Genomic DNA, 23,773 nt, shown 5'->3' with positions numbered 1-23,773 from the left:
GGCGAAAGTCGCATGCGTCGTTCGGGCTGGGGGCCGTTGGAAAAGGACCTGCTCAGCAGGTACCTCGCTGACGGCCCACCAGTACCCTCTGGCACAACGTGAGCGAGGCTGCCGAACGGGCCGTCGCTCAGCACCGCCGCTGCCTCCGCGCCCTTGTTACGGCCGCCCCCGCCCCCGATCCCGAGCCTGCGCCGGAGAAAGATTCCTCTGGCTCGCCATGGCCGACCGGCCATCGTTTCGCCGACCGCACAAGGGCTCGGCACGCCGATGTTCACGCACTGCTGGAAGCCGGGCACAGCCGTCGCTCTGTCCAGCGGCAGCTCGGCATGACCTGGCGGACCGTCAAGCAGCTCGCCGAGGCCAAGGCTCCGGAGGAGCTGTTCACCGGCCAGTGGCAGAACCGGCCTTCGGTCCTCGATGACTACAAGCCCTACTTGGACGACCGGTGGAACGAGGGCTGCACCAACGCCTGGAAGCTGTGGGAAGAGATCGTGCCGCTCGGCTACAAGGGCAGCTACCAGCGCGTCCGCGCCTACCTGCACAAGAAGCGCACTTCCCCACGACTGGCAGTCGCCCGGCCGCCCTCGCCCCGAACGGTCGCCGGATGGATTCTCCGGCGACCGGAAACCCTTCCCGAGCCCGAACAACTGCTGCTCAAAACCGTGCGCACCCACTGCCCCGAGATCGACGCGCTCACCCGACACGTCCGCGCCTTCGCCGTCATGCTGACCGAGCGCCAGGGCGAGCGTCTCCCGGACTGGCTTGTTGCCGTCCGGCAGGACGATCTGCCCAGTCTCCATACCCTTGCCGCCGGCATCGACCGCGACCGCGATGCCGTCATCGCCGGTCTCACCCTGCCATGGAGCTCGGGCGCAGTCGAAGGCCATGTCAACCGCATCAAAATGATCAAGCGGCAGATGTATGGACGCGCTGGCTTCAACCTCCTGCGCAAGCGGGTACTGCTTGCCTCCTGAGCGCACTGTCAGTGGCCAGTGCGACGATCCCCAGACGACCGCGCGAGGAGAGACATGGGCACCTGGGACATCGGCCCCTTCGACAACGACACCGCCGCCGACTTCGCCGATGAACTGGACGAGGCAGCACTGGAAGAGCGCGAAGCCATGATCCGGGGCGTGCTCAAGCGTGCCGCCGGGCCCGCGGACTTCCTGGGTATCTACGACGGCGAGCGAGCCGTGGGCGCGGCGGCCCTGGTCGCCGCCCAGCATCCTGACTGTGATCGGCCGTGCTCGAACTATGGCCCTTCAGAGCCGCTACCGGAGTTGCCTGCAGACCTTCGAATGCTCGCCGTCGACGCCCTGGATCAAGTGGTCTCCAACCGGTCTGAACTCGCCGAGCTGTGGGCCGAAGCCGCGAACTGGTCGAAGTGGCGCCAGGACATCACTCGCCTCCGCGACGTCCTTGACCCTCCGCTCCCGCCACAAGAGGACGCCCTGTTCGAGATTTAATCGGTGACCCGCAGTCACGGAGAGTGGCCGTGTCACAGAAGTTGAGCCAGAGCCCGAGATTGGGAGGCGCCTGGAGGCCGTCAAGATTCGAACGAGCCCAGCCGCCCGAGCCGAGGGCGGACGCCGCGTCCATGTCGACGGCGCGATTCTCGGCCGTGCCTTCGGCTCCGGTGATTACTTGGTGTATCTGCACAGGGCCAGCCTGAACCCCGATGACATCGATCTGGGCGAGGGCCTACTGAACGAATGGCGCAGCGGAGGGCCGACCCTCTGGACCCCTGACAGCGGCGGGACACGAGCGCAGCAGTACGGGCCGCCACCCAGGGAGAGGCGGCCCGTACCAGCGCGCCGGGGACCACTGGCGCCCGCGCCCGGGGACGGGTCAGCTGACTGTGACCGCGTCTTCTTCGCGCACCGGGCGGGTCGGTTGTCCTGTCCGGTGCGTGGGGTGGTGTCAGGCGTTGGTGTCGTCGTGTGCGAGGTTGCCGCCCAGTTCGCGGGAAGCTTCGGCCTGGGCGAGGAGTTCCTGGGCCTTGGCGGTGACGCCCTCGATGGCGTCGGCGCCGGCGACGAAGCGCAGCGGCGGCTGGTCCTGGCCGGCAAGGGTCAGCAGGGCGTGGGCGAGCTTGACGGGGTCGCCGGGCTGCCGGCCGTTGATGCTCTTCCAGGCTTCGACCGTGGCGGTGGTGCGCTCGGCGTAGTCGTCGATGGTCGGCTCGGGCCAGGTGGTGGAGGCGTCCACGAGCAGCTCGGTGCGGAAGTAGCCGGGCTCGACGATGGTGGTGCGGATGTTGTACGGGGCGATGTCGTGGTGCAGGGCTTCCATCCAGCCCTCGACGGCGAACTTGGACGCGGCGTAGGCGGAGGTGAACTCCGTGCCGACCTGACCGGCGAGCGAGGAGATCGTGATGACGTGGCCGTCGCGCTGGCTGCGCATGACGGGCAGGACGGCGCGGGTGACGTTCATCGGGCCGAAGAGGTTGGTCTCGATCTGCTGCCGCATGTGCTCCGGGGAGACCTCTTCGAAGTAGCCGGCGAAGAAGTTCCCGGCGTTGTTGATCAGGACGTCGATGCGGCCGAAGCGGTCAACCGCAGCCTGAGCGGCCGCGTGCGCGTCGTCCAGGCTGGTGACGTCCAGCTTGGTGACCAGCAGGTTGTCCTGCGGGCCGCCCAGGGTCTTCTCGACCTCCTCGGGGCGGCGGCCGGTGGCGACGACCTGGTGGCCGGCCGCGAGGGCCTGGCGGACGATGTCCGTGCCCAGACCGCGTCCGGCACCGGTGACGAAAATGACCTTGCTCATGAGGGATTCCTTCTCGGGTGCCGCGTGCGGCACCCGGCGGGTTGGGGAAGTTGGCGGGTGGCGTTGGCCAGGCTGTGGCGGGTCGGTGGTGGAGGTGTTCACGCCTGTTCGGTGGGCATGATCCACAGCTCACCGACGGCGGCGTGGCGGGGACGGGTGACCATGTAGGCGACGCCGTCGGCGATGTCCTCGGCGGCCAGGACCTCGGTCCCCTCGAAGTAGGGGTCGATCAGTTCACCGCGGACTTCGGGCTTGTTGTGCGTGCCCAGTTCGCTCTCCACGGCGCCCGGTTCCAGGACACCGACGCGCACGTGGCGCTGGGTGACTTCCTGGCGCAGGGACTCGGTGAAGGCGTGCACGCCGAACTTGGTGGCGTTGTAGACGCCGAAGCCCTTGCTCGCCACGCGCCCGGCGTACGAGCCGATGTTGACGATGTCGGCGACCTGGCGCGGGTCCTGTTCGGCGGCCTTCAGCAGGTGCGGCAGGGCGGCGCGGGTGGTGTAGAGCAGACCCTGGACGTTGACGGCGATCATGCGGTCCCACTCCTCGGCATCCGCGTCGACGACGGGCCCCAGAAGCATCAGGCCGGCATTGTTGACCAGGGTGTCCAGCCGTCCGAGCCGGTCGACGACCTGCTGTACGGCGTCCTCGGCCTGGAGGCGGTCGGTGATGTCCGCCGCCACCACCGCAGCGGTGCCACCGGCCTGCCCGATCTCAGCGGCAAGAGCTTCCAGGCGGTCCTTGCGGCGGGCCACGAGGGCCACCGAGGCCCCGTGCTCGGCGAGCCGGCGGGCGGTGGCGGCGCCGATACCGCTGCTCGCGCCGGTGACGAGTGCGACGGTGTCGGTCAGTTTCGAAGCCATGGGGGGTCCTGTTCTTCAGACGTACGGCGTAAGGGCAGACGGCGGGCGGCGGCAGCGACGATCTCCGACGGCCGTCACGGCGCGTACTTCTCGAATGGTCGGTGCCGTGCACCGGGCCCGCTATCCAGGCAACCACCCGCGAACGTCCCGTGGGCCGCTGTAAAGGGCACCGCTCTTCCAGGGGTCTGCCAGTACCCCTTTCAGCACGCTGACCTGCCAGGTACGGCCGTACGGTGGACCCATGGACCGCAGCAGCGAGATCCGTGAGTTCCTGCGCACCCGCCGGGCCCGGATCACCCCCCGCCAGGCCGGGCTCACCCCGCACGGCGGCGCCCGCCGGGTGCCCGGACTGCGCCGTGAGGAAGTCGCCCAGCTCGCCGGAGTCAGCGTCGACTACTACATCCGTCTGGAGCGGGGCCGCACCCAGGGCGTCTCCGGAACGGTCCTGGAGGCCGTCGCCCGCGCCCTGCACCTGGACGAGGCCGAACGCGCTCACCTCTTCGACCTCGCTCAGCCCACCGCCACCACCCGGGCCCGCCGCCGGCGCCCCCTCGCCCCTCAACGGGTCCATCCGGTCCTCTACCGGACCCTGGACTCCCTCAGCGTCCCCGCGGTGGTGCAGGGGCGACGCACGGACGTCCTGGCCGCCAACCGGCTCGCTCACGCCCTCTACACCGACTTCGAGGCCCGGCCCCGCCGCGAGCGCAACTTCGCCCGCTTCGTCTTCCTCGACGAGGCCGCCCGCGCGCTGTACGCCGACTGGGAGCGGGTCGCCGGTGACTGCCTGGCCATGCTGCGCCTGTACGCCGGACGCCACCCCGACGACCCCCAGCTCACCGAGCTGATCGGGGAGCTGTCCCTCCACAGCGACGCCTTCCGCCGCATGTGGGCCGACCACGACGTCCAAGCCCACACCACCGGCACCAAACGCCTCCACCACCCGCTCGTCGGCGACCTCACCCTCGACTACCTGGTCCTGGCCGTCGAAGGCGACCCCGAACAGACCCTCACCATCTACACCCCCGAACCCGCCTCCCCCTCCGCCGAAGCCCTGGCCCTCCTCGCCAGCTGGACCGGCACCTCCGCTTCCCGGCCGCAGGCTCCCGAAGAGACACACCACCGGGCCGGCTGACCCGAGAGCTCCCGCCACGCAACGGCACCGAACCCCAGCGGGACGTCGGCCCGGCGAGGTTCCGCACGATCGTTCTCACTGATAACCGCCGCTGGACCGATGTTCCCCGAGGCCGTAGTCAGCGAACTCACCTCGACGCTCTCGCACCAGCAGGAGGATTCGAACAGTCACCAGTCCTCCTGCCTCCCGAAGTAGTGAACATCTGCTGCTCGTTCTCGGTTCTGGCACACATTCCGTGAGGACGATCACCTGGGTTCTGCCACGGTGACCTGCCGTCATCTGGGACCGTGGTGCGGTGTGATGACCTCATATCGGTGCTGTTTCCGCACTTCAACGGGGTGCTGGTGGAGCGGGTGTTCACGGAGTGCGGGGTGGTGCACATTGTGGCGAGGACCCTTGATGGCAGTGCTTCGTGCCCTGACTGTGAGCTCCCGTCGGATCGTGTGCACAGCTGCTACGGGCGTCGGCTAGCTGATACCCCGGTCGGCGACCAGCCGGTCGTGATCGAGCTGACCGTGCGACGGTTGTACTGCGACAACGACCGGTGCGGGCGTCGTACGTTCGTCGAGCAGGTCGAGGGGCTGACGTTCCGCTATGGGAGACGGACGTCTGCTTCGCGCCGGCTCCTGGAGGCCGTGGCCGTCGCGCTCGCCGGTCGGGCGGGAGCCCGGCTGGCCGTGGTCCTGCACAGTGTGGTCAGTCGGACGATGCTGCTGAGAATGCTGATGGCGCTTCCTGACCCAGCCTGGAAAGTGCCTAAGGTGCTTGGGGTCGATGATTTCGCGACCCGCCGCGGGCAGCACTACGGGACCGTGCTCATCGACTGCGAGACCCGCAAGCCACTTGGCCTGCTGCCAGGACGGGACGCCGGGACTCTGTCCGCATGGCTGCGTGAGCATCCTGGCATCGAGGTGATCTGCCGAGATCATGCTGGCTCCTACGCGGAAGGCGCCCGCACCGGGGCCCCGCAGGCCGTCCAGGTCGCTGACCGTTTTCACCTGTGGCAGAACCTCGGCACCGCGGTGGAACAAGGCGTGCGCCGGCACAACGGATGCCTGCGATCACCCGCCTCCGGTCCCGGTGACGTGCCGGACACTGAGCCGCCGCCGGCAAAAGAGATGTCACCGTTCGAAGCCCGTATCCGTGCACGTCACGCCCTCGTCCATACGCTCCTCGACCAAGGCCATGGCATACGGGAGATCGCCCGCGAGTTACACATGGGCGGGAACACGGTCCGGCGATGCGCCCGTGCGGCAAGTCCAGAGGAATTGCTCGGTGGCCGGCGGCAACCACGACCCAGCCAGCTCGACCCTTTCAAGCCCCACCTGGACAAACGCTGGGCAGAAGGACTCACCAACGCGATCCAGCTGCACTCCGAGCTCCAGTCTCTCGGCTACCGCGGCAGCTACCAGATCATTAGTGACTACCTGCGGCCACGACGCCGACGTCGCATCCGCGCCGTCGGGCCCGTGCCACCAGGGGCCCGGCAAGTCACCAGGTGGATCATGCGTCACCCCGACCGGCTCTCGGAGAGTGAGAACCAGCAGCTGACTGGAGTCCTCACCCGTTGCCCCGAACTCACGGCAGCCCACCGTCTCGTCCGCAGCTTCGCCGAGATCCTCTCCACCCGCACCAGCCAGCATCTGAAGGATTGGGTCGCCAGCGCGCGAGCCGAGGCACTTCCCGACCTCCACTCTTTCGCCACCGGCCTGGAGAAGGACTGGGACGCCGTCGTCCAGGGCCTGACCAGCCAATGGAACTCCGGCCCAGTCGAAGGCCGGGTGAACCACATCAAGATGATCAAACGCCAGATGTTCGGCCGCGCCAAGCTCCCACTCCTCCGGAAACGGGTACTTCTCACCGCCGCCCGATGACCGTCCTGCTCAGGCAGGACGAAGCCGTCGGAGTACGTAATCCGACGGCCAGCAGAGGGCTCGAACAACCGCATTGGTGACGACGAAGTACTCCGGGCTCACCCAACCGTCCTCTTTGCTCACGAGCCCCGGACCGTCCTCACGGTAGTAGCGGCGCAGCATGCGGCGCCGCAACGGAGTCCCGGCGACCAACAGAACCGGAGCAACGACGATTGCACCGATCGTCACGGCGAGCCGGACTGCCTGGATCCCGACGACGCTCTCTATCCGCATCGCCCCAGTCTGCCGATCAGAAGAGACTCGTCCACCACTCTCACGGAATGTGTGCCAGAACCTCGTTCTCGTGAACAAAGCCACAGGTGCCCGCGCTGCCACACCATCACAGTGGACAGCCCTTCTTCCGGCGAGGTGTATACGTGCTGTAACTGCGGCACCCGGTTCGCCCGTTTCCCCGCCTGCAACGCGCCCTGCGTCACGCCGGCATCACCTGCGAGGCGTGCACCAAGCGGCACCCGATACCCGTGGACGGCCGTGCCTTCGGATTTCTGCGCCGCCACCACGCGGGTGTCGGCACGTCCGCACGACGCCAGTTCGAGGCATGGCTGCATGAGACCGATAAGGTCCCCGACCACCGGGACCGCGTGCGCTACCTGAACACGCTCACCAGTCGCGCGGACGCGATAGCCGAGATCGCCGAGTGGCAGACCTTCTGCCTCCACGAGGAAGAGGACCGCAGCCCCGTGATCGCCGTCGTCGTCGACGAGGACTACGACCGGTGGGGACCCAAAACCCCGCTGGTGGTGCGAGACGGCTTCGTCGACGGCTCACTCGAGGTCTACGGCGTCGGCATCATGGGACCCCATCCCCGGCGCGGGCGTTTCCACGCCGTCCCGGGCACCTTCACCTGGAGTCTGATCGCCCCCTGCGGCCTGGAAGGTCTGTACTCACAACCTCGGCTTCTACCTGAGGCACTGCTCCCGTACGCCCCACAGACCTGACCTCCGTTCGCTCAGGCCACCCCCTTGCCTCTGGGCTGCCCCTGCCGGGGCAGCCCGCACCAGAAGGAGTCCCGTCATGTCCCGCCGCCGTCCCCAGCCGTCCGTCCGGTACGCCGTCGCCGAGCACGAGGGTGCGCACCAGGTGGTGGATCAGCTCCACGGGTACGCGCTCAGCAGCCACACCGCCCGCGAGGCCGCCGAGGCTGCGGCGTGTGAACTGGCCGCCGACCCGGCCGCCGCAGTGGTGACTGTGGAAGCGCTCGACGCCGCCCAGGGCGGTCCGGCGGCCGCCGAGCGGCGCATCCTGCGCCGGTTCGGGTACGCCTGGAGTCTGCGCCAGGACGAGATGCTGTCCCTGATGCGGGAGTTCAGCCACCACCGTCTGGAGGCCCTGGTCTCCGCCGGCCATCTGGCCCTGGTGTTCAGCCCGGTCGGGCAGCCGTACTACACCACGCCCGAGCGCTTCGAGCAGCTGTCGCCGCGCTGGGTCCGCGACGGCGAGGTGTCCTTCCCGGCCGCCGACCTGAGGCGCCTGGAGCGCCCCCGTCCTGCGCTGGAGGCCCTGCCGCAGCGCGAGCGCTACCAGCCGTGCGAGCTGCACGGCATCGCGCTGTGGCGGTGCCTGCTGTGCGGGCCGCGCGAACAGTTCGAGTGCCGATGGGGCGAGTGCACCGCCAACCGCGTGACCGTCTACTGCGAGCAGTGCGCGCGGTTCGACCCTTGGCGCACCTTTCCGCTGCCGCCGCGCCACGACCGCGACTAGCAGCAAAACCCCAGGTCAGAGGCGGGTTCACACCCAACAGAATTACCCTATTATTGGAAGTGTTGGTGATGCGGCAGCCCGGACGGCGGGCCCCGCCGCCACCTCGCACGAGGAGGACGCCACCCATGAACCCGATCGAACTGGCCGGACTGCTGGCCACGCCGACCGAGTCGCCGGTGCGCGACGCGCTGCGCCGCCTCGCACCCAGGGCGCTGGACGCACTGACCATCGAAGCCCTCTCGGCCACCGAGGAGGCGTGGCGGCGGGTCGTGGTCGACCGGGTCGCGGCATTCGCGGCCGGGCAGCCCGGCGACCGCCCGGTGGTGGCCGCATATTTCACGACGGCCGAGCGCCGGACGGCAGAGGGCATGCGCGTCGGGTGGAGCCCGTTCGTCGCGGCGCTCGCCAGCACTGAGGAGATCCCGGACCTGCGGCACACCAGCACCACGGCGACCGCCGTGCCGATCGGCGAGGCGGCGATGGCCGAGGAGGTGTTCGCCGACCCGGAACTGGCCGCCGCGCTCAACCGGCTCGCGGCGCTGGACCCGCCCCGGCACGAGGACGTCCTGCGCGTCCACCTGCCCACCGGCCAGATCACCCGCCTAACCCCCTGACGTCGACGCGGGCGGGCGCTGCGGCGCCCGCCCGAAGGAGGCATACGAGATGCCGGTCCCGATCCTGTGCCACGTCTGCCACGGGGGCCGCTACGCGCCCCAGGGCCCAGGCCTTTACGCCTGCCGATCCTGCGGCAACCGGGCCACCGCGGCAACCTTCCCCGTGCAGAGCGACGAACGGCTCGTCGTGCTGGCGGGCGTGCTCCAGGTCCTCACCGTCCCGGCCGGCCATCAGGTGATCACCCCCACCCGACGCTGCCACGCCCCGCACCTGGGCGCCGGCCTGGCCCTCGCCCTGCGGCTCAGCCGGACCCAACCGGTGTACCGGCGCCCCGAGGACATCGCGACCGCCGAAAGCCTGCTGGCCACTCTGGACGCCGACGAACAAGGCCCCTGGGTCTTCTCCCCCGAGCAACTGGACGTCCTCACCCGGGCCATGGCCGCCCGCAACGCACAACTGCCCTCAACCGCCCGGCAGCACCCCGACTTCGACGCCGCAATCCGGGCCGCCCACACCCGCAGCCGACCCCCGCACCTCGGCTGACCCCACTCACCCCGCAGCCCGCATTTCCGCAGGTCAGGGGGTATCTGGACCCACAAAAAGAAGTACCTATTATGGATATCGAGAGGTCGCCCGACCTGCAAAGCACCTCCGATACGCCACTACGGCAAGGAGAAGGAGAGCCCCATGGCTACCGCCGTCTCGACCCCGACCAGTACGCCCGCCACCCCCGAGGAGGACACCACGCAGGTGGTTGTGCTGGACGCCGCGCTGCTGGTGCGCGACGAGTGCAACGCCCGTGAGCACGACACCGAGCCGGACGAGAAGCTGATCACCTCCGTGAAGGAGATCGGCGTCGAGGAGCCCATCAGCGTCCGGCCCCGGCCCGACGGCACCTACGGCGTGTTCAAGGGCTGGCGGCGCGCGCAGGCCGCGCAGGTCGCCAACGCCACCGCCGAGGCGGAGGGCCGCCCGGTGCGCCCGGTGAGGGCGTACGTGCGCCAGGACCTGGTCGGCCGCGATGGTTGGACGCGGTTTTTGTCGCTGGTGGAGAACGACCACCGTGAGGGCATGAGCGCGCGTGACACCCTGCGCGCCCAGGAGTTGGCCCTGATCGACATGAGCGAGGTCGACCGCCGCACGGCCGCCAAGGCGCTGGGGGTCGGCCGCAACGCGGCCAGGCAGGCCAAGGCGGCGCAGAAACTGGACGACGCCACGCTGCGCCGGGCGACGGCCGGAGGCATGGACCTGGAGCAGACCGCCCAGCTCGCCGAGGTCAGCGACGTGCGCGGCGCGGAGAACCGTCTGCTGCGGGCGCTCCAGCGCGACCACGAGGAGGGCAGCGGCGGGCGCGGTCACTGGGACCAGGAAATGGCCCTGCTGAAAGCCGAGCAGGCCGACGCCGAAGCGCGGGCCAAGGCGGTGGAGGAGCTCAAGACGGCGGGGATCCCGCTGCTGGGGACGGTGGGGTACGGGCAGAAGGACCCCTCCCGGCCGCTGGCCGAGCTGACCACGGGTCTGGGTGCGCCGCTGACCGAGGACAACCACAAGGGCTGCCCCGGTCACAGCGCCCGGCTGGACGAGGAGCACCGGCCGGTGTGGCACTGCGTCGACCCGGCCGCGCACGGCCACAAGATGCGCCCCAAGCCCAAGCAGCCCAAGACCGAGGAAGACGAGCGCCGGGTCGAGGAGCGCGCGCGGACCGTGGCGTGCAACCGCGCATGGAAGGCGGCTGCCGGTCCCAGGCAGGAGTTCATCAGACGGCTGGTGCGCGGCAAGACCCTGCCCGAGGAGGCCCGCCAGTTCGCCCAGCGGATCGTGCTGGACCTGCCCCGCTTCTACGGAAAGTGGGCCGACAAGCAGCGCACCGAGACCCTGGCGCTGCTGCTGGGGGCCACCGACCCGCAGAAGGAGGCACCGTCGCAGGTCGCGGCCGGCTTCCCCAAGAACCGGCTTGCCAACGTGCTGTTCGCCCAGGTCGCCGCCGCGTTCGAAGACGACATCCGCGAACCCAAGCAGTTCGACACCGCCCGGGGAGCCCACGTCTGCCTGTGGGAATCGCCCAGCCCGCTCCAGGCCTCCTACCTGCTGCTGCTGGAATCCCTCGGCCAGGCCGACAACGGCAGCTACCAGCTGTCCGAGGTCGAGCAGCAGGCCGTCGCCAGCCACCGACCCAACGCCGACGCCGACAGCGACGCCAGCGCCGACGCCTGACCCTCCCTCCCCCCTTCCCCAAGGCTCCGGCCGGGCGCGCCCGGTGCCCGGCCGGTCATCCCCCCTCCCCTCAGAGAGGAAGAACTATGTCCATCGGTATCGACGAGGTGCGCGCCTTCATCCGGCAGCTGCCGGATGCGGCAGCCGTCGCGCAGGTGCAGGAGGCCGCCGCCCGGCGGCTCGGCGAGCTCGACAAGGCCGCCCACGACGGAATCGTGGCCGGTCGCCGGGCCCGCATCAACGACTCGCTGCGCCCGGCCTTCCTGCGCCGCCTGACCGGCACCGTGCAGGAGCGCAACCGCACCGGCACGCGCGCGGGCTTCCTGCTGGACGAGGAGTCCACCCGGCTGCTGCGCACCGACCTGCGCAACAACCGCTACCGCATCCCGGAGGAGACCAAGCGCTACCGGCTGCCCGGCAGCGGCATCCCCGTCTCCTGCCTGGACCTGATCGAGGACTGACCGCCCCATGCACCGCCGGGCAGAGCACTCACCGCCCTGCCCGGCGGTGCCAACAGCCGCGCAAGCGCGGCCACTTCCCCTCCGCCAGACCGTTCACGAAATCAGAGGCGACCATGGTCATCTCTCCCGACGCCGTTGCAGCCGCCCGAGCGTACGCACGCGACATGAGCGGCGTGCCCCTGCCCGAGCCATCACCCGCCGATGCGGACGCCGGCCCGCTGGAGCCGGCCCACGAGGCGGCCTACTACCTGGCCATGGCCGAGACGTTCCGCATCCTCACCCGGCCCGGCGAGCCGGCCCCGCCGGACGTGAAGGAGCTGACCACGGCCGTGCGGGCGGTATCCGGCGGCGGCACCTGGTACCGCCGCGGCGACGAGGCAGCCCGCCGCATCACCGCCTCCGACCAGCGCATCCGCAACCTGCCCCAGGACCCCGACCAGCTATGGGCACTGCTGGCCGACGTCCTCCAGGCCCTGGACCTGTACGGCCAGGCACCGCAACTGGACGGCAGCAACCTGCGCCGTGACCACCTCCTCGGCTACCCGGCGGCGATCCGCCGCACCCACCCGATCTACGGCGGGGGACCCACCCGCGTGAAGTGGAACCCCGACGGCGCCCACCGCTGGACGGACCTCCACCACGGCACCTGGCACTGGCCCGGCCAGACAGCCGAACCCGCCGAACCGGACCCGACGACGCCACGCGACTGACCGCCCCCCGCCACCGGCCGCCTCGTCCTGCCCGGGGCGGTTGTGCACGAACAACCGCCCCGGCCTCCTTCCCCTCGCGAAAGGCCGCCATGTCCGAGAAGACCCCACCCGCCGGCGACGCCCTCGCCGAAGCCGAGGCAGCCGAACGCCCGCTGACCCTGGCCCTGCTGCGCTACCTGGTCAACCGCCTCTGGCGACACCTGCCCGGTGACCGCCTGGTCGTGCTCGCCCTCGACAACGAGGACAACGGCTACTCCCCGCTGGCCACCTGGGGCGAGGGCCGTTACGCGCCGCTGCCCGACGACGAGTTCACCGGCGAGCTCTTCCCCACCCCGGAGGAGATGGCCAAGGACCAGGAACTGCGGGAGCTGTTCAGCGACGGCATCCCCGACACCGCCGTTCCGGCCCTGGTCCTCTACCCGCTCGGCTGACCCGACCGGCGCGGGGGCGGGACCGCCCACACAGGTTGTCCCGCCCCCGCCTGCCCGGCCCTCAACCTATTCCCCGATGACGAAAGCGAGGCGTTCCCGCCATGCCCAACTCAGCGCCAGCGCCCCAGGAGCGAGCGCGTACGCCGGTGCTGGTCATCAGCGATCACCCCGACGACGACCCGATCGGCCTGCGGCCCTGCCCGGTTCCGCTGCGGCGGCTGCCCTCCCCGCTGTTCAGCGCCGAGGAGTACCGGCTCGCCCCGCTCGTGATCCTGGACGACCGCAGCTACCCCGCCTTCACGCTGCGCCACATGCCCCACCGCCCCGGCCTCATCCTCACGCTCGCCGACCCCGGCGACGACACCGTCCACCCACGGGCCGCGGCCATCGGCGCCGAAGCCGTCCTGCGCACCGGACAGGACCTGTCCTGGCTGCACCTGCGCCTGCACGAGGCAACCGACTGCCGCTACGCCCACTGGGAGGAACTCCTGACCGGCCCTCCCCCGCCGCCCGGCACCTGACGCCCAGCTGCCCCGCCCCGCCATCCGAAGGAGACAACCGATGCATTCGATACCCCAGCGCTGTGCGCGCCGGCCGCTGTCGGGCGGACTGGTCGTGCCGTGGGTGTCCCTGATCCACGGCGGCCACGCCGCCTTCGGCAGCCTGGACGCCGACCGGGCCCGCACCGCCTTCCTGCGACGCCTGTGCCAGATCTGCGGCCAGTTCCTGGACGAGCGGTGCTGCCTGATCGTCCGCCCGGCCGACGCCGCCCGCGGGCACTCTCCCGAACCGGCGCTGCACCCCGAATGCCTGCCGTATGCCGCTGCACGCTGCCCCATGCTCAACGGCACCACCACCCATTACCGCCGCCGCCCCGTCCTGGCCACGCATCCCGCCGGACGGCCCTGCACCGACCCGTCCTGCGCGTGCCCGTCCCGCTCCCCCGACGAAGGCCACACCGCGCGCAGCGGCAGCCCCGCCGACCGCTACGAGGCGTGGATGATCCACACCCGCACCTACCGCCCGGTCTTCACACCCGGCCGGCCCGGCGCGCCCGTCGGCATCAGCGTCGACGTGCCCGTCCTGCGCCGGCGCCTGCTGCGCACCGCCACCCTCACCCCCGACCAGCAACGCCTGATGGGCCTGTGGAGCGCCTTGTGGAACGGGTCCTGACCACCCCTGCCGCATGAAAGGAGACAGCTGTGTCGATCACACCGGACCCGGCCATACCCGAAGGCGCGGCCGTCATCGAACTGGCCGAGCTGCTGGACGACCTCCAGGAACGCACCGGCGAATGGCCCGGCGCGGACATCAAGGAGTGGGCCGTGCACCACAGCTGCCGGTCATGACGCGCTCTGGCTGCCGACGAGATTGACAGCCACCCATCAAGAGCGTCATATCCTGTCTGCAGATCCGCCGACGATGGTGACGGCCCAGCGCCTCACAATGGAGGCCCCCATGTCGCAAGCCGATCACGTCCTTCATGTACTGATCGACCCGCTCGTGTCTGCCGAGGACGCCGCGCTCATCGCCAGCGTGCCGCCGGAACTGCTTCCGCCCCCTGAGGGACCCGTTCCTGACAGGCCTAAATGGGCAGGCCGGCCGCCCAAGCGGCGCGAGCAAGGGGATTCCTACAGGTGGCTGTGCTACCGGGACGGCTATCGGGCTGCCGCTCGCCACCGCGGAGGCTACCGCGTCGTCAAAAAACCGGTGCTATGGAGAGAGTTGGAGCCATACCAGGAGAGCCTCGACCGCCTGACGGCTGCCATGATCCACGACGAGGTGGCGCGCGCCACCGTGCGGGACGAGGTGTGGGCACTCACGCAACTGCTCTGGTCGTATGCCGAGTTGACGGCCAAAGTCACCGTACTGGAGAGGCAGGCCGACAACATCGACGCAGGCCCGCTTTCCAGCGTTCCTGCCCAGCCCCTCGACTCAGCGCGGAGTGCGATCGCCGACCGGATCAGCCGCCTGGAGTACTACGTTCAGACCGTACAGGCGGCGGAACAGGCCGAGCTGGACGCGGTCGAGCAGGAGGAACGGCGTACCGTCCTGCAGCCCTTGCTGCATGATCAGGCTGTCCAGTACGGCGATCAGGCTCTCGACTTGCTGGCCCAAGCGAGCGTGGGTTCCCTGGCTCCAAACCTTCCAGCTCCATCGCCGAAGGTACGCGCACCCGCGACTGCCCAGCCTCCTGCGCATGATCTCCGCCACAGGGCTGACGACCTGGTAGAACGCATTCAAGCGCTGGGGGCCGACGCACCGGCTGAACTCGCCGCAGCAGCACGACACCTCAATGCCTGGCTAGAAGACCAGCGCGAGCCACCTACAGAGCTCCGCCCGGCCATCGAAGTCGACAGAGCCCCCACATAACCCGCAATACGCCGTCGGGAAAGCCGGCGCATCGGCCCTACACGCTCCGGCTCAGGCGCACAGCGTCCTCCTGGCAGGGATCCTCGCCTTCGCCTACCTGGACACCGGCATGCGGGCCGCCCGGGTCTCGGTACATCTCGACACCGTCGACCAGCAGCTCGTCCACCCCGACCATACGCTCCCGCTCCAGGTGGAGGTCGAGGACGCCACCGTGTTCAGCACTCTCGGGGCGCGGCCGGCCCTGGCACGCGTCCCCGCGTGGAAGGCCCGCCTTCGACGGCTCGCCGGCCGTACCGCCCTCCACGCCGCCGGAGCGCAGCGAAAGGGGGATTGACCCATCCAAGTAAGTAGCTATTATGGGAACAAGGAGGTGTTCGTATGGCCCCGTCCGTCACGCACGTGTCCGGCACCGTCACCGGCGACGTGGAAGTCCGCTTCACCGACTCCGGTGTCGCCGTCTGCCGGTTCCGCCTCACCCAGACCCCCACCCAGTGGGACGCAGCCGCGCGGCAGTGGCGCGACGGGACCGCGATCCGCTACGTGTGCACCGCCTGGCGGGGCTTGGCCCGCAACGCCACCGAGTCCCTCACCGACGGGGTCAACGTCCTGGTCACGGGGCGCATCACCGAGATCCGGGAGAACGCCGTCTACCTGAGCGTGGACGACCTCGGTATCAGCCTGCGCCAGCGCATCGCCTACACCGAGACCAGCCTGCCCAGCCCGGCCGCCGCCGCCCCCATCTCCCCCACCGCTTCGGTCGCTTCGGTCGCTGCCCCCGCAGCGGCGCAGCCCGCCGGGATGGGTGCTGGTGGCCCGGCCGCCGGTCAGGCGAGCGGCCCGCCCGCCTGGTGGGAGCGGCGGCGGACCGCCGGATGGCACCACCCCGCCGCCCGTACTCCGGCCGACGTCGGCCCCTGACCCCTTCCCTTCCGCCCTTCACTTCGCCGCCGGGTACGGCACCGGTTCGCCTGCCGGTACCGCACCGCCGCTCCTCCCCTTCACCGCGCCACTCGGTGCGGCACCGGCTCACCCGCCGGTAGCGCTCTCCCCCTTCACCCGCCCCACCTCGTGGGGCGCTGGTTCGCCTCCCGGCGCCCCACAACTTCCCTCGGCCGCCCCTGCCAGGCCTGCGACCCGTGGCCCGCCCACGACCTGGTCTTCATCATCCCCGCCCACCGCCTGCCCGAGCAGAACGCGAAGGAGTGAGCAACCGCCATGTCTATAGCCCTCTACACGCCGTCGCTGCCCGGCCTGAGCACCGCCGACGAGGTGGACACCGTCATCAACTGGGGCCTGGGCGCCGACTCCACCGCCTGCCTCGCGCGCATGCTCACCGACCCATCCGCGTACGGCATCGACCTGGAGCGCACCGCCGTGCTGTACATGGCCACCGGCAGCGAGTGGCCCGAGACCCGGATGCTGGTGGAGGAGTTCATGCTGCCGCTGCTGCGCGAACACGGGGTGCGGTTCGTGCAGCTGTCCCGCTCCGGGCATCTGAAGGCGGCCGGCATCACGGTCCTGGACGACTCCCGCCGCCCCGAGCGGCTCTTCGCCCGCGGTCCGTGGACGCTGTGGGACGAGCTGGAGTCCGTCGGCACCGTCCCCCAGCAGGCCGGCACCCGCAAATGCAGCCTGCGTGCCAAGGGCGAGGTCGGCGACCGGTGGCTCGTGCAGGTGATGGGCGGGCGCCCGTTCCGGCAGATCATGGGCTTCAACGCCGACGAGCCCGGGCGTCGCTTCGGCGACGCGGCCGCCTCCAAGATTCCTGGGCGCACCGGGGTCTATCCGCTCATCGACTGGGGCTGGCACCGCCGGCAGTGCGAGGACTACCTCCTGGAGCGCTTCGGCGTGCACTGGCCGAAGTCGTACTGCACCTTCTGCTGCTTCCCGGTCTCCATGGGCGCGCTGCCCGCCCATCTGGAGCGCATGCGCTCGCACCCGGACATCGCCGGTGAGGTGCTGCGCCTGGAGTACACGGCGATGAGCCTGAACCCCAACGCCAGGCTGTACGGCAAGCGCAGCCTGCTGGAGCTCCTCGACCCCGCCCGGCCCAGGGACCGCGCGTGCGTGGAGGCGTTCGAGCGCGAGCTCGATGTGCCCTGGGCGCTCTACCACGTGCGCCGCCTGTTCCTGCTGTCCGAGTCCGGCAAGCGCCGGCCGGTGATGCGCTCCACCGAGCGCGTCGACATCGGCCGCCCGCGGCAGCTGGCCCGGCGGCTGATCACCGTGTCCGAGCGGCACGGCGTCGACGTCGAGCACGACCCTCTCTACGGGCGCGCCCGTGCCTGGCTGCGCCCCCGCCGTGAGGCCTGGCCGATGGCGGAGGAACTGTTCGTCACCGCCCCCGCCCGCGTGATCGACAAGCAGGACAAGTGCTTCGAGCGCGAGTGGCGCGCCCTGCTCTCCGGCTCCGCCGCCCGGCTCCCCCTCGCCTGATCCCTCTCCTCCTCTGCCTTCTTTGGAGCAGTCATGCCCGTACGCCCCACCGTCTGCCCGTCCGACACCCCGGACCTGGCCGCCTACGACCTGCTCGCCCCGCAGCTGTCCGGCGGCAAGGACAGCGGTGTGATGCTGTGGTCGTTCATGCAGGACGCCGTGGCGGCCGGGGTCACCGACCGGGTGATCAGCTATCACGCCACGCTCGGGCCGCTGGAGTGGCCGGCCGTGCACGTCGACGGCACGCGCTATGCGTCGATGTCCGAGCTCGCCGCCGCCCAGAGCGCAGCCTGTGGCATCCCGCCCGACCGCCATGTGGAGGTCGCGCGGCCCGCGTTCCTGCTCACCGAGATCGCCGCCTACGGCCGCTTCCCCCGCATGGGCAGCCCCTACTGCCGCAAGTACGCCAAGGAGTCGATCATCTCCACCGCCTGGACTCCTCTGGTGCGCCGGCTGCGCCGCGAGCTCGGCCGGCCCGTGCGGATCCTGAAGGTCATGGGGCTGCGGGCCGACGAGAGCCGCGACCGCGCCCAGCACCCCGCCTACCGCAATGTCCTGACCAACGGCGCACGGATCGTGGACGAGTGGCTGCCGGTGAAAGACTGGCCCACCGCCGCGGTCCTGGAGTGGTACCAGGACGCTCCCCTGCCCTACCACTGGACCTACGACTCCTTCCCCGGTGCCGGGGACTTCAAGGGCACCAGCCGCTGCTCCTGTTCGCTGTGTGTGTTCGCATCCAAGCGGGACCTGCTGCTGGCCATCGCCCGCCGGCCCCGGCTCGCCGAGCTGTACGCCGAGGTCGAATCCGCCCGCGGCGACAGCTTCCGTCCCGACTGGCGCATCACCGACCTGATCGAACAAAGCCGCCTGCCCACCGCCCCCGACCCGGGCATCGTCCTGCCCGACGACTGCCCCGACATGGACCTGCTGGAGAGGCAGATCCGCACCGCCCTGCAACAGTCACCCCGCAAGGCCGTCCACCTCGCCGCCCGCCCGGCCTCCGGCCCGGCCTGCGGCGGCTGCGCTGCAGGCCCCACCGCCCCCGACCTTCCTTCCCAACCCTTCTAGAGAGGCATACTGACCATGATGACAACGAGCACCCAGCGCCTTTTGGAACTGTCCGCTGCCGCACCAGCCGCCGACGGCGAGGACCTCCTGGACCTGCTGCGCGAAGGCAACGTCCTCTACCACCAGGGCCTGCAGGAGACTCACCAGGCGACCGCGACCCGCCTGCAGGGACTGTCCACCACCGACCTCGCGGCCGCAGCCGATGCGGCCAAAGTCCCCTACGACGCCACACGGGACCATGCGGAAATGGTGCTGCTCCTCGCCCTGGCCGAGTGGGACATGACCCCTGCAGCACTCGCCTACTCCGCCATGGTGGAAGACGCCGCCCGCCGAGGGATCAGCCTTCTCCCTGAGGAGTGACGTCTCGTCCACGACCTAGACCCGAGGCAAACGGTGGGCATGCGGCCCTTTGGCATCCGGCGTGGGCGGCCCGGGCGCGCTGGCACACCCGGGCCGCCCACGCCGTCGGGGGTCGACGTCTCGGGATCGAAATTCTGACCGTTCCGAGAAGACCACCAAGCCATGGTCCACCGCCTTCGCCCTGTGATGTCCCAGTCGCTGACACCTCAAAACGCCACCACCGGGCAGACAGGCTGATACCCGAGGCAGGCCCGGGCCGGCTGACCTGAAAAGTGTCGATCGGCTGGACTTCACCATGTGACTTACGCCATTATGAGCGACGTGAGCCGGACGGGCCGGCTCCTCGCTACACGACGGGATGTTCAGGTCATGGCTGCCCAATCCGCGCCACGCCTCATCGACGCTGCAGGGATCCGCGCGGAACACGGACTGAGCGCGCAGAGCGTCAGCCGCCTGTACGCCGAGCGGGAGACCAACGGCTTTCCCGAGGCCGTCGGGCAGCGTGGCCGCGGCCGGGCCCGGCTATGGAACAAGGACGAGGTGGACAAGTGGATCGCCCAGCGCAAGCTGTCCCGCTTCCAGGATCACAAGCCGCCCACCCGCGACCCGAACGAGCTGCTCAACGCCGCCCAGGCATCACGGTTTCTGGGCTACAAGAGCTCCAAGCAGGTCACGACCTACATCCGGGAGCACCCCGGCTACTTTCCCGAGCCTGACGTCGTCGAGGAACTTGGCACACCTGAGCGGCCCTACCGCCGGCATCTGTGGCGAGTACAGACGCTTTTGGACTGGATGACGACCCGGCCCGGCCGCGGCAAGCGCAGCAACGCCAAGCGCTCCGCCGCACTTCCCCCGGATGTGCCCGTCGATGGTGATCCGGACGAACTTCTGGGGGCCTCTCAGGCCGCCGTCCTGCTCGGGTTCAAAAGCATCAACACATTCAGCAGCAGCCTCGCCCAGGGCAACCTGCCACTGTTGAATACCGTCGATGCATACAGCGAGAAGGGCGGATACCGTCGGTGGACGCGCCGGCGCGTCCTCGAGCAGGCCGCCCAGCGCAAGGTCAAATAACACAACGGGCAGGGAAGCAACTCGCTCACAGCCCCTCACAAACGCGGTCTCCGGCTATGGGTTGTTGATCCCCGTGCGGGCCGGATACCGCAACGATGGCCGGCATGGCGTAGCTCGCCACTACGCCCCGCAGCAGCAGATGCTGCTGCGGACCGGCCATCGCCCGGCCACTGCTCGGCTCCTGCCGTCTGTGCAACCCAAGAAGTCCGTGGTCGGGGGGACACGGGGCCGACCACGCGCCGACCACCGGGATGTTTTCCATTCGTGACCATGGTCGGGCCTTGGTGGTCGGTGGTCTGGTCGGGGCTGTTGGGTTTCCTCGTCGGCAACTGATGCCGTCGGTCGAACGGCCCGTGCTCGGCTCAAGCCGCACGTGCGCCGAAAGGAAGTTCCCATGCCCCGCTCCGCTTCGAGGACACGCGTTTCCCCTCTGTCTCCCAGCCCAGTCGAGGCTTTGAGTGATCAGATCATGACCGCGCTCGCTCAGCACCGCATCGCCACTACCGGTCAGCTGCGCCGGATGCTGCGCCCGGACGGCACCCGTCAGCTGGTCTCCCGTGCCCTGAACAAGCTGCGCTCCGACGGTTTCGTGGACTACACGGTGCTGCCCGGCTCGGACCGCTCTGCCACCCACGCCTGGTACCTCACACCCGACGGCGCGCGCCTGACGAGGGACCTGCCGGTCCTGCGGGGGCGGCCCCCCTACCCGATCACCTCCACCACGGCGGCGTCGCTGAAGACAGCGCACACCCTGACCGTGGTGCGCGCCCATCTGGCCTTCGCCGCCGATGCCCGCCGGCTCGGGCACGAGCACGGCCCCTGGGACTGGACGCCGGAGGTGTCGCACTCCATCGGCGAAGGGGAGCGGGTGGTGGCCGACGCCGTCATGTACTACACCGTCGTCAAAGGCGAGCAACGGCGCAAGCTGCGCGCGTTCGTGGAGGTGGACCGCGCCACCATGAGCGGCGAGCGCCTGGCGGTGAAACTGATCGAGTACGCCCGGCTGCATCAGTACGAGGCCCAACCCGTCGGCCGACGCCGCCACGTCGCCGCGGAGCCCGGCTGGATGCGCTGGTATCCGGTCTTCCCCCGCGTGCTGTTCGTCCTCACCGGCGCCTCCCGCAGCCGATTGGAGGGCAGGATCAGCGACCTGCAGGCGATGACCGCCCAGCACCCCCTCGTCACCGCGCTCGCCCGCGAGGTGCCGCTGGGAGCCGCCGTGCTCGAGGACCTCGAACAGCACGGCCCCGCCCAGAACGTGTGGACGCCCCTGACCGGCGGCAGACCCCGCCCCTGGACCGACCTGTAACGCGGTCGGCCACCTCTGCCAGTGGATAGGCGAGCGCGCCCCGGACCGATACGGTGTGACTGAGCACTTCAATTGGCCAGTTGGGCACCGCCCTCAGCCCGCCGGTCACCGACCACCGGGCGACAGGTCCTTCTTGTCGGTGTCGGGATCGAGGACCTCGATACACCCCTGCGGCAGGTTGAACCAACCAACGCCCTACCTCCCTGGCCATGTGGCGAACGGCGTGACCGAGGATCGCTCAACCCGCTGGTAGTGGTTGAGGCACCTGCAATTGAATGAGTCCATGACGATGCCCCTGCCGCCCGCAGACCCGCCCCTCGTGCAGTCGCGGGAGGTGACGTTCGACAGTTGGAGCGAGGCGTTGCGGTGCAGCGCTGCGGACTGCTTCGGTCGACGCCTAGCCACCTGGAGCCCCGCCAGGGGAAGGTGGGAGCCGATCCGTACTGCGGGGAATGATGCCGAGGTCTGCCTCCACCACGCCGACCCTGGCCAGCGCGACGTCTACTGGAATCTGCTACGGCCCGGCTCTCCCGTCGATCTACGGCGCACTCCACTCACCGAAGCAACACTGTATAAGTTGAGGGAGAGTCTCCAGAACCGCTTCGGTGCGGCTGACTTCCAAGAAGCGAATTTCACTCAGTACGCAAATTTTATTGGAGCATGCTTCAACGGCAACGTGCGATTCTCCTGGGCAACCTTTGCGCAAGGTGCACGCTTCGCCGGAACGACCTTCAGTCGGGAAGCTAACTTACACGGAGCTTCTTTCGCGCAGGACACGGAATTCATTGGAGCAAACTTCACCAATGGCGCAGACTTCGAAAAAGCCAGTTTCGACCAAGATGTGAATTTCTATCAGGCACGCTTCGCCCAAGATGTGCGCTTCAACCTGACGTCCTTCGCGCAAGATGCCAACTTCCTCGAAGTGTTCTTCGCGCAGGACGCGATATTTAACGGGGCATATTTTAGGGAGGGATGGGTGGCAGCTGATTTGCGATGCGCGGGCGACATACTCTTCTTTCGCGCCAGGTTTGATGGGCCAGTGGACATCAGGGTCCAGGCGCGGAACCTTGACTTCACCTTGACGCGTTGGGAGCACAACGTAACGCTGCGACTGGATGGCGCCCACGAGGTGAACCTCGCTCACCAGGTAGCTGGCCGCCGCGCCGTTACGCGGCTCAGGCTCGCGGATATGGTGCGCAGTGCGGAGTATCCGTTTCTTGTCCTGGCCCCTGATCCTTTCCTTGAACCCGGCGAGGTTCTCGCCTCAGAAGATGCTCTCGACCACGCACCAGATGCAGGGAGTTCCGCGCGGGCTGTGGCTCTAGAGGACTTGTCAGGTACGGACACGACGCGAATGGTCCTGACCAACGTGGACGTGTCACGCACGGACTTCGTCAACGCGCTCAACCTCGACCAGATCCGTCTGGAGGGCCGCTGCCGCTACCTGCGCACGCCGCGTCCCGGCTGGAAGCGCCGCGGGACCTGGCGCCACACCGGACGGAATATCATCGTGGCGGAAGACACGTGGCGCCGTACCCAGACGCGACAAACGAGCAGATCACTGGTGCACTCCCCACCTGCAACCGCAGCATCCGTCCCGCAGCCGGCGTCCCTGGCTCCTGTCTACCGTTACCTACGCAAGGCATTGGAGGACGGCAAGGACGAGCCGGGGGCAGCGGACTTTTACTACGGTGAGATGGAGATGCGCCGTTTCGACGGTACTCGCCCGTGGGCCGAACGGTGGTTGCTCACCCTCTACTGGGCAATCTCAGGTTACGGACTGCGTGCCTCCCGAGCGCTGTGCGTGCTCTTGGTGGTCATAGGTGTCTCGTTTACCCTTCTCATGGTGTTCGGGATTCCGGCGAAGGAGACTAGTACCTCGACCGTGGGTTACATCAGCGCCGACGCCACCGCCTTGGCCGACGCTAGTCTGAAGCTCCCGAACAGCTGTAACGCCGACTTCCCATCAGGCACGGAATGCCGGGTAATGGTGACGGTCGGCGATTCGGTCGACCCCACCGCTCCGACCAACGCCTTGGCTGATCGATTCACCTTCGAACGCGCGGGCAAGGCGCTGGAAATTGTATCCTCGGTCTCCTTGTTCAACGCTGACGAGCAGGAACTCACCGGCTGGGGCAAGGTCACTGCCTTCTCCTCCCGCCTACTCGGTACGCTTCTGCTTGGCCTAGCCATCCTCGCCGTCCGCAATCGAGTCAAACGCTGATCTCTGCCCTCGGTGCGCCAAGACCGGCTTACGGGCCATGGCTAAGCAATTCAGTTCGTCGACGCCCACGCCGAGCAGCTCAGCCCCAATATCGACACGGAGTAC

At 69.2% G+C, this 23,773-nt stretch carries 27 protein-coding genes; 24 read left to right on the top strand and 3 right to left on the bottom strand.

Annotated elements, in window-relative coordinates:
• The first annotated feature begins 98 nt into the window (after positions 1-98).
• Entirely contained in the window at positions 99-974 is an 876-nt protein-coding gene (locus tag KUM38_RS41280) for a transposase (protein WP_308409167.1), read from the top strand.
• Between the two features lie 54 nt (positions 975-1,028).
• Entirely contained in the window at positions 1,029-1,466 is a 438-nt protein-coding gene (locus KUM38_RS41275) for a DUF4259 domain-containing protein (protein WP_217137281.1), read from the top strand.
• Positions 1,467-1,920: 454 nt separating this feature from the next.
• Here the strand turns inward: KUM38_RS41275 and KUM38_RS41270 are convergent, their stop codons facing one another.
• Together KUM38_RS41270 and KUM38_RS41265 are read right to left on the bottom strand one after the other, a co-directional pair.
• The gene (locus KUM38_RS41270; RefSeq protein ID WP_217137280.1) at positions 1,921-2,766 is read right to left on the bottom strand and encodes an SDR family oxidoreductase; all 846 of its coding nucleotides are present in this window, start codon (positions 2,764-2,766) and stop codon (positions 1,921-1,923) included.
• A 98-nt stretch (positions 2,767-2,864) separates the two neighbouring features.
• Positions 2,865-3,629: an SDR family NAD(P)-dependent oxidoreductase gene (locus KUM38_RS41265; RefSeq protein ID WP_217137279.1), complete on the bottom strand. Its 765-nt coding sequence runs from the start codon at positions 3,627-3,629 to the stop codon at positions 2,865-2,867.
• Positions 3,630-3,870: 241 nt separating this feature from the next.
• Here KUM38_RS41265 and KUM38_RS41260 point away from each other — a divergent pair, with 241 nt between their 5' ends.
• The gene (locus KUM38_RS41260) at positions 3,871-4,761 is read left to right on the top strand and encodes a helix-turn-helix transcriptional regulator (protein WP_217137278.1); all 891 of its coding nucleotides are present in this window, start codon (positions 3,871-3,873) and stop codon (positions 4,759-4,761) included.
• A gap of 287 nt (positions 4,762-5,048) precedes the next feature.
• A complete protein-coding gene (locus tag KUM38_RS41255; protein WP_308409166.1) occupies positions 5,049-6,635 on the top strand; it encodes an ISL3 family transposase in 1,587 nt (528 codons plus the stop codon).
• Between the two features lie 9 nt (positions 6,636-6,644).
• Here the strand turns inward: KUM38_RS41255 and KUM38_RS41250 are convergent, their stop codons facing one another.
• The gene (locus KUM38_RS41250) at positions 6,645-6,908 is read right to left on the bottom strand and encodes a hypothetical protein (RefSeq protein WP_217137277.1); all 264 of its coding nucleotides are present in this window, start codon (positions 6,906-6,908) and stop codon (positions 6,645-6,647) included.
• A 248-nt stretch (positions 6,909-7,156) separates the two neighbouring features.
• Here KUM38_RS41250 and KUM38_RS41245 point away from each other — a divergent pair, with 248 nt between their 5' ends.
• The 20 genes from KUM38_RS41245 to KUM38_RS41150 all read left to right on the top strand — a co-directional run bounded on the left by KUM38_RS41245 (position 7,157) and on the right by KUM38_RS41150 (position 23,668).
• A complete protein-coding gene (locus tag KUM38_RS41245) occupies positions 7,157-7,633 on the top strand; it encodes a hypothetical protein (RefSeq protein WP_217137276.1) in 477 nt (158 codons plus the stop codon).
• A 76-nt stretch (positions 7,634-7,709) separates the two neighbouring features.
• Entirely contained in the window at positions 7,710-8,396 is a 687-nt protein-coding gene (locus KUM38_RS41240; RefSeq protein ID WP_217137275.1) for a hypothetical protein, read from the top strand.
• A gap of 125 nt (positions 8,397-8,521) precedes the next feature.
• Complete coding sequence (locus KUM38_RS41235; RefSeq protein ID WP_217137274.1) at positions 8,522-9,010, top strand: hypothetical protein; 489 nt, start codon at positions 8,522-8,524, stop codon at positions 9,008-9,010.
• Between the two features lie 49 nt (positions 9,011-9,059).
• Positions 9,060-9,554 (top strand): hypothetical protein, encoded by a 495-nt coding sequence (locus KUM38_RS41230; protein ID WP_217137288.1) that lies wholly within the window; start codon positions 9,060-9,062, stop codon positions 9,552-9,554.
• Positions 9,555-9,698: 144 nt separating this feature from the next.
• Positions 9,699-11,225 carry a ParB N-terminal domain-containing protein gene (locus tag KUM38_RS41225; RefSeq protein WP_217137273.1) on the top strand — a complete coding sequence of 509 codons (1,527 nt, stop codon included), beginning with the start codon at positions 9,699-9,701 and terminating at the stop codon, positions 11,223-11,225.
• 86 nt (positions 11,226-11,311) lie between these two features.
• Positions 11,312-11,686, top strand: a complete 375-nt coding sequence (locus KUM38_RS41220; RefSeq protein ID WP_217137272.1) for a hypothetical protein — start codon at positions 11,312-11,314, stop codon at positions 11,684-11,686.
• Positions 11,687-11,850: 164 nt separating this feature from the next.
• Positions 11,851-12,396 carry a hypothetical protein gene (locus KUM38_RS41215; RefSeq protein ID WP_254398569.1) on the top strand — a complete coding sequence of 182 codons (546 nt, stop codon included), beginning with the start codon at positions 11,851-11,853 and terminating at the stop codon, positions 12,394-12,396.
• A gap of 89 nt (positions 12,397-12,485) precedes the next feature.
• Positions 12,486-12,827, top strand: a complete 342-nt coding sequence (locus KUM38_RS41210) for a hypothetical protein (RefSeq protein WP_217137270.1) — start codon at positions 12,486-12,488, stop codon at positions 12,825-12,827.
• A 101-nt stretch (positions 12,828-12,928) separates the two neighbouring features.
• Complete coding sequence (locus KUM38_RS41205) at positions 12,929-13,348, top strand: hypothetical protein (protein WP_217137269.1); 420 nt, start codon at positions 12,929-12,931, stop codon at positions 13,346-13,348.
• A 40-nt stretch (positions 13,349-13,388) separates the two neighbouring features.
• A complete protein-coding gene (locus tag KUM38_RS41200; protein ID WP_217137268.1) occupies positions 13,389-14,000 on the top strand; it encodes a cell envelope biogenesis protein OmpA in 612 nt (203 codons plus the stop codon).
• Between the two features lie 29 nt (positions 14,001-14,029).
• Complete coding sequence (locus KUM38_RS41195) at positions 14,030-14,176, top strand: hypothetical protein (protein WP_217137287.1); 147 nt, start codon at positions 14,030-14,032, stop codon at positions 14,174-14,176.
• A gap of 109 nt (positions 14,177-14,285) precedes the next feature.
• Complete coding sequence (locus tag KUM38_RS41190) at positions 14,286-15,200, top strand: hypothetical protein (RefSeq protein ID WP_217137267.1); 915 nt, start codon at positions 14,286-14,288, stop codon at positions 15,198-15,200.
• A gap of 109 nt (positions 15,201-15,309) precedes the next feature.
• Complete coding sequence (locus KUM38_RS41185; RefSeq protein ID WP_254398568.1) at positions 15,310-15,534, top strand: hypothetical protein; 225 nt, start codon at positions 15,310-15,312, stop codon at positions 15,532-15,534.
• Positions 15,535-15,578: 44 nt separating this feature from the next.
• On the top strand, positions 15,579-16,118 hold the full coding sequence (locus KUM38_RS41180; RefSeq protein ID WP_217137266.1) for a single-stranded DNA-binding protein: 540 nt from the start codon (positions 15,579-15,581) through the stop codon (positions 16,116-16,118).
• A gap of 297 nt (positions 16,119-16,415) precedes the next feature.
• Positions 16,416-17,636: a hypothetical protein gene (locus tag KUM38_RS41175; protein ID WP_217137265.1), complete on the top strand. Its 1,221-nt coding sequence runs from the start codon at positions 16,416-16,418 to the stop codon at positions 17,634-17,636.
• A gap of 33 nt (positions 17,637-17,669) precedes the next feature.
• Complete coding sequence (locus KUM38_RS41170; RefSeq protein WP_217137264.1) at positions 17,670-18,704, top strand: phosphoadenosine phosphosulfate reductase; 1,035 nt, start codon at positions 17,670-17,672, stop codon at positions 18,702-18,704.
• A gap of 18 nt (positions 18,705-18,722) precedes the next feature.
• Complete coding sequence (locus KUM38_RS41165; RefSeq protein WP_254398567.1) at positions 18,723-19,064, top strand: hypothetical protein; 342 nt, start codon at positions 18,723-18,725, stop codon at positions 19,062-19,064.
• Between the two features lie 369 nt (positions 19,065-19,433).
• Entirely contained in the window at positions 19,434-20,135 is a 702-nt protein-coding gene (locus KUM38_RS41160; protein WP_217137262.1) for a hypothetical protein, read from the top strand.
• A 469-nt stretch (positions 20,136-20,604) separates the two neighbouring features.
• A complete protein-coding gene (locus tag KUM38_RS41155) occupies positions 20,605-21,444 on the top strand; it encodes a replication-relaxation family protein (RefSeq protein WP_254398566.1) in 840 nt (279 codons plus the stop codon).
• Positions 21,445-21,727: 283 nt separating this feature from the next.
• Positions 21,728-23,668 (top strand): pentapeptide repeat-containing protein, encoded by a 1,941-nt coding sequence (locus KUM38_RS41150; protein WP_217137260.1) that lies wholly within the window; start codon positions 21,728-21,730, stop codon positions 23,666-23,668.
• Positions 23,669-23,773: the final 105 nt, after the last annotated feature.

This window comes from Streptomyces sp. AC558_RSS880, from assembly GCF_019049255.1.
Taxonomy (GTDB): Bacteria; Actinomycetota; Actinomycetes; order Streptomycetales; family Streptomycetaceae; genus Streptomyces.
The sequence above is the reverse complement of the archived record's forward strand: the minus strand, read 5'-3'. Positions and strand labels throughout refer to the sequence as shown.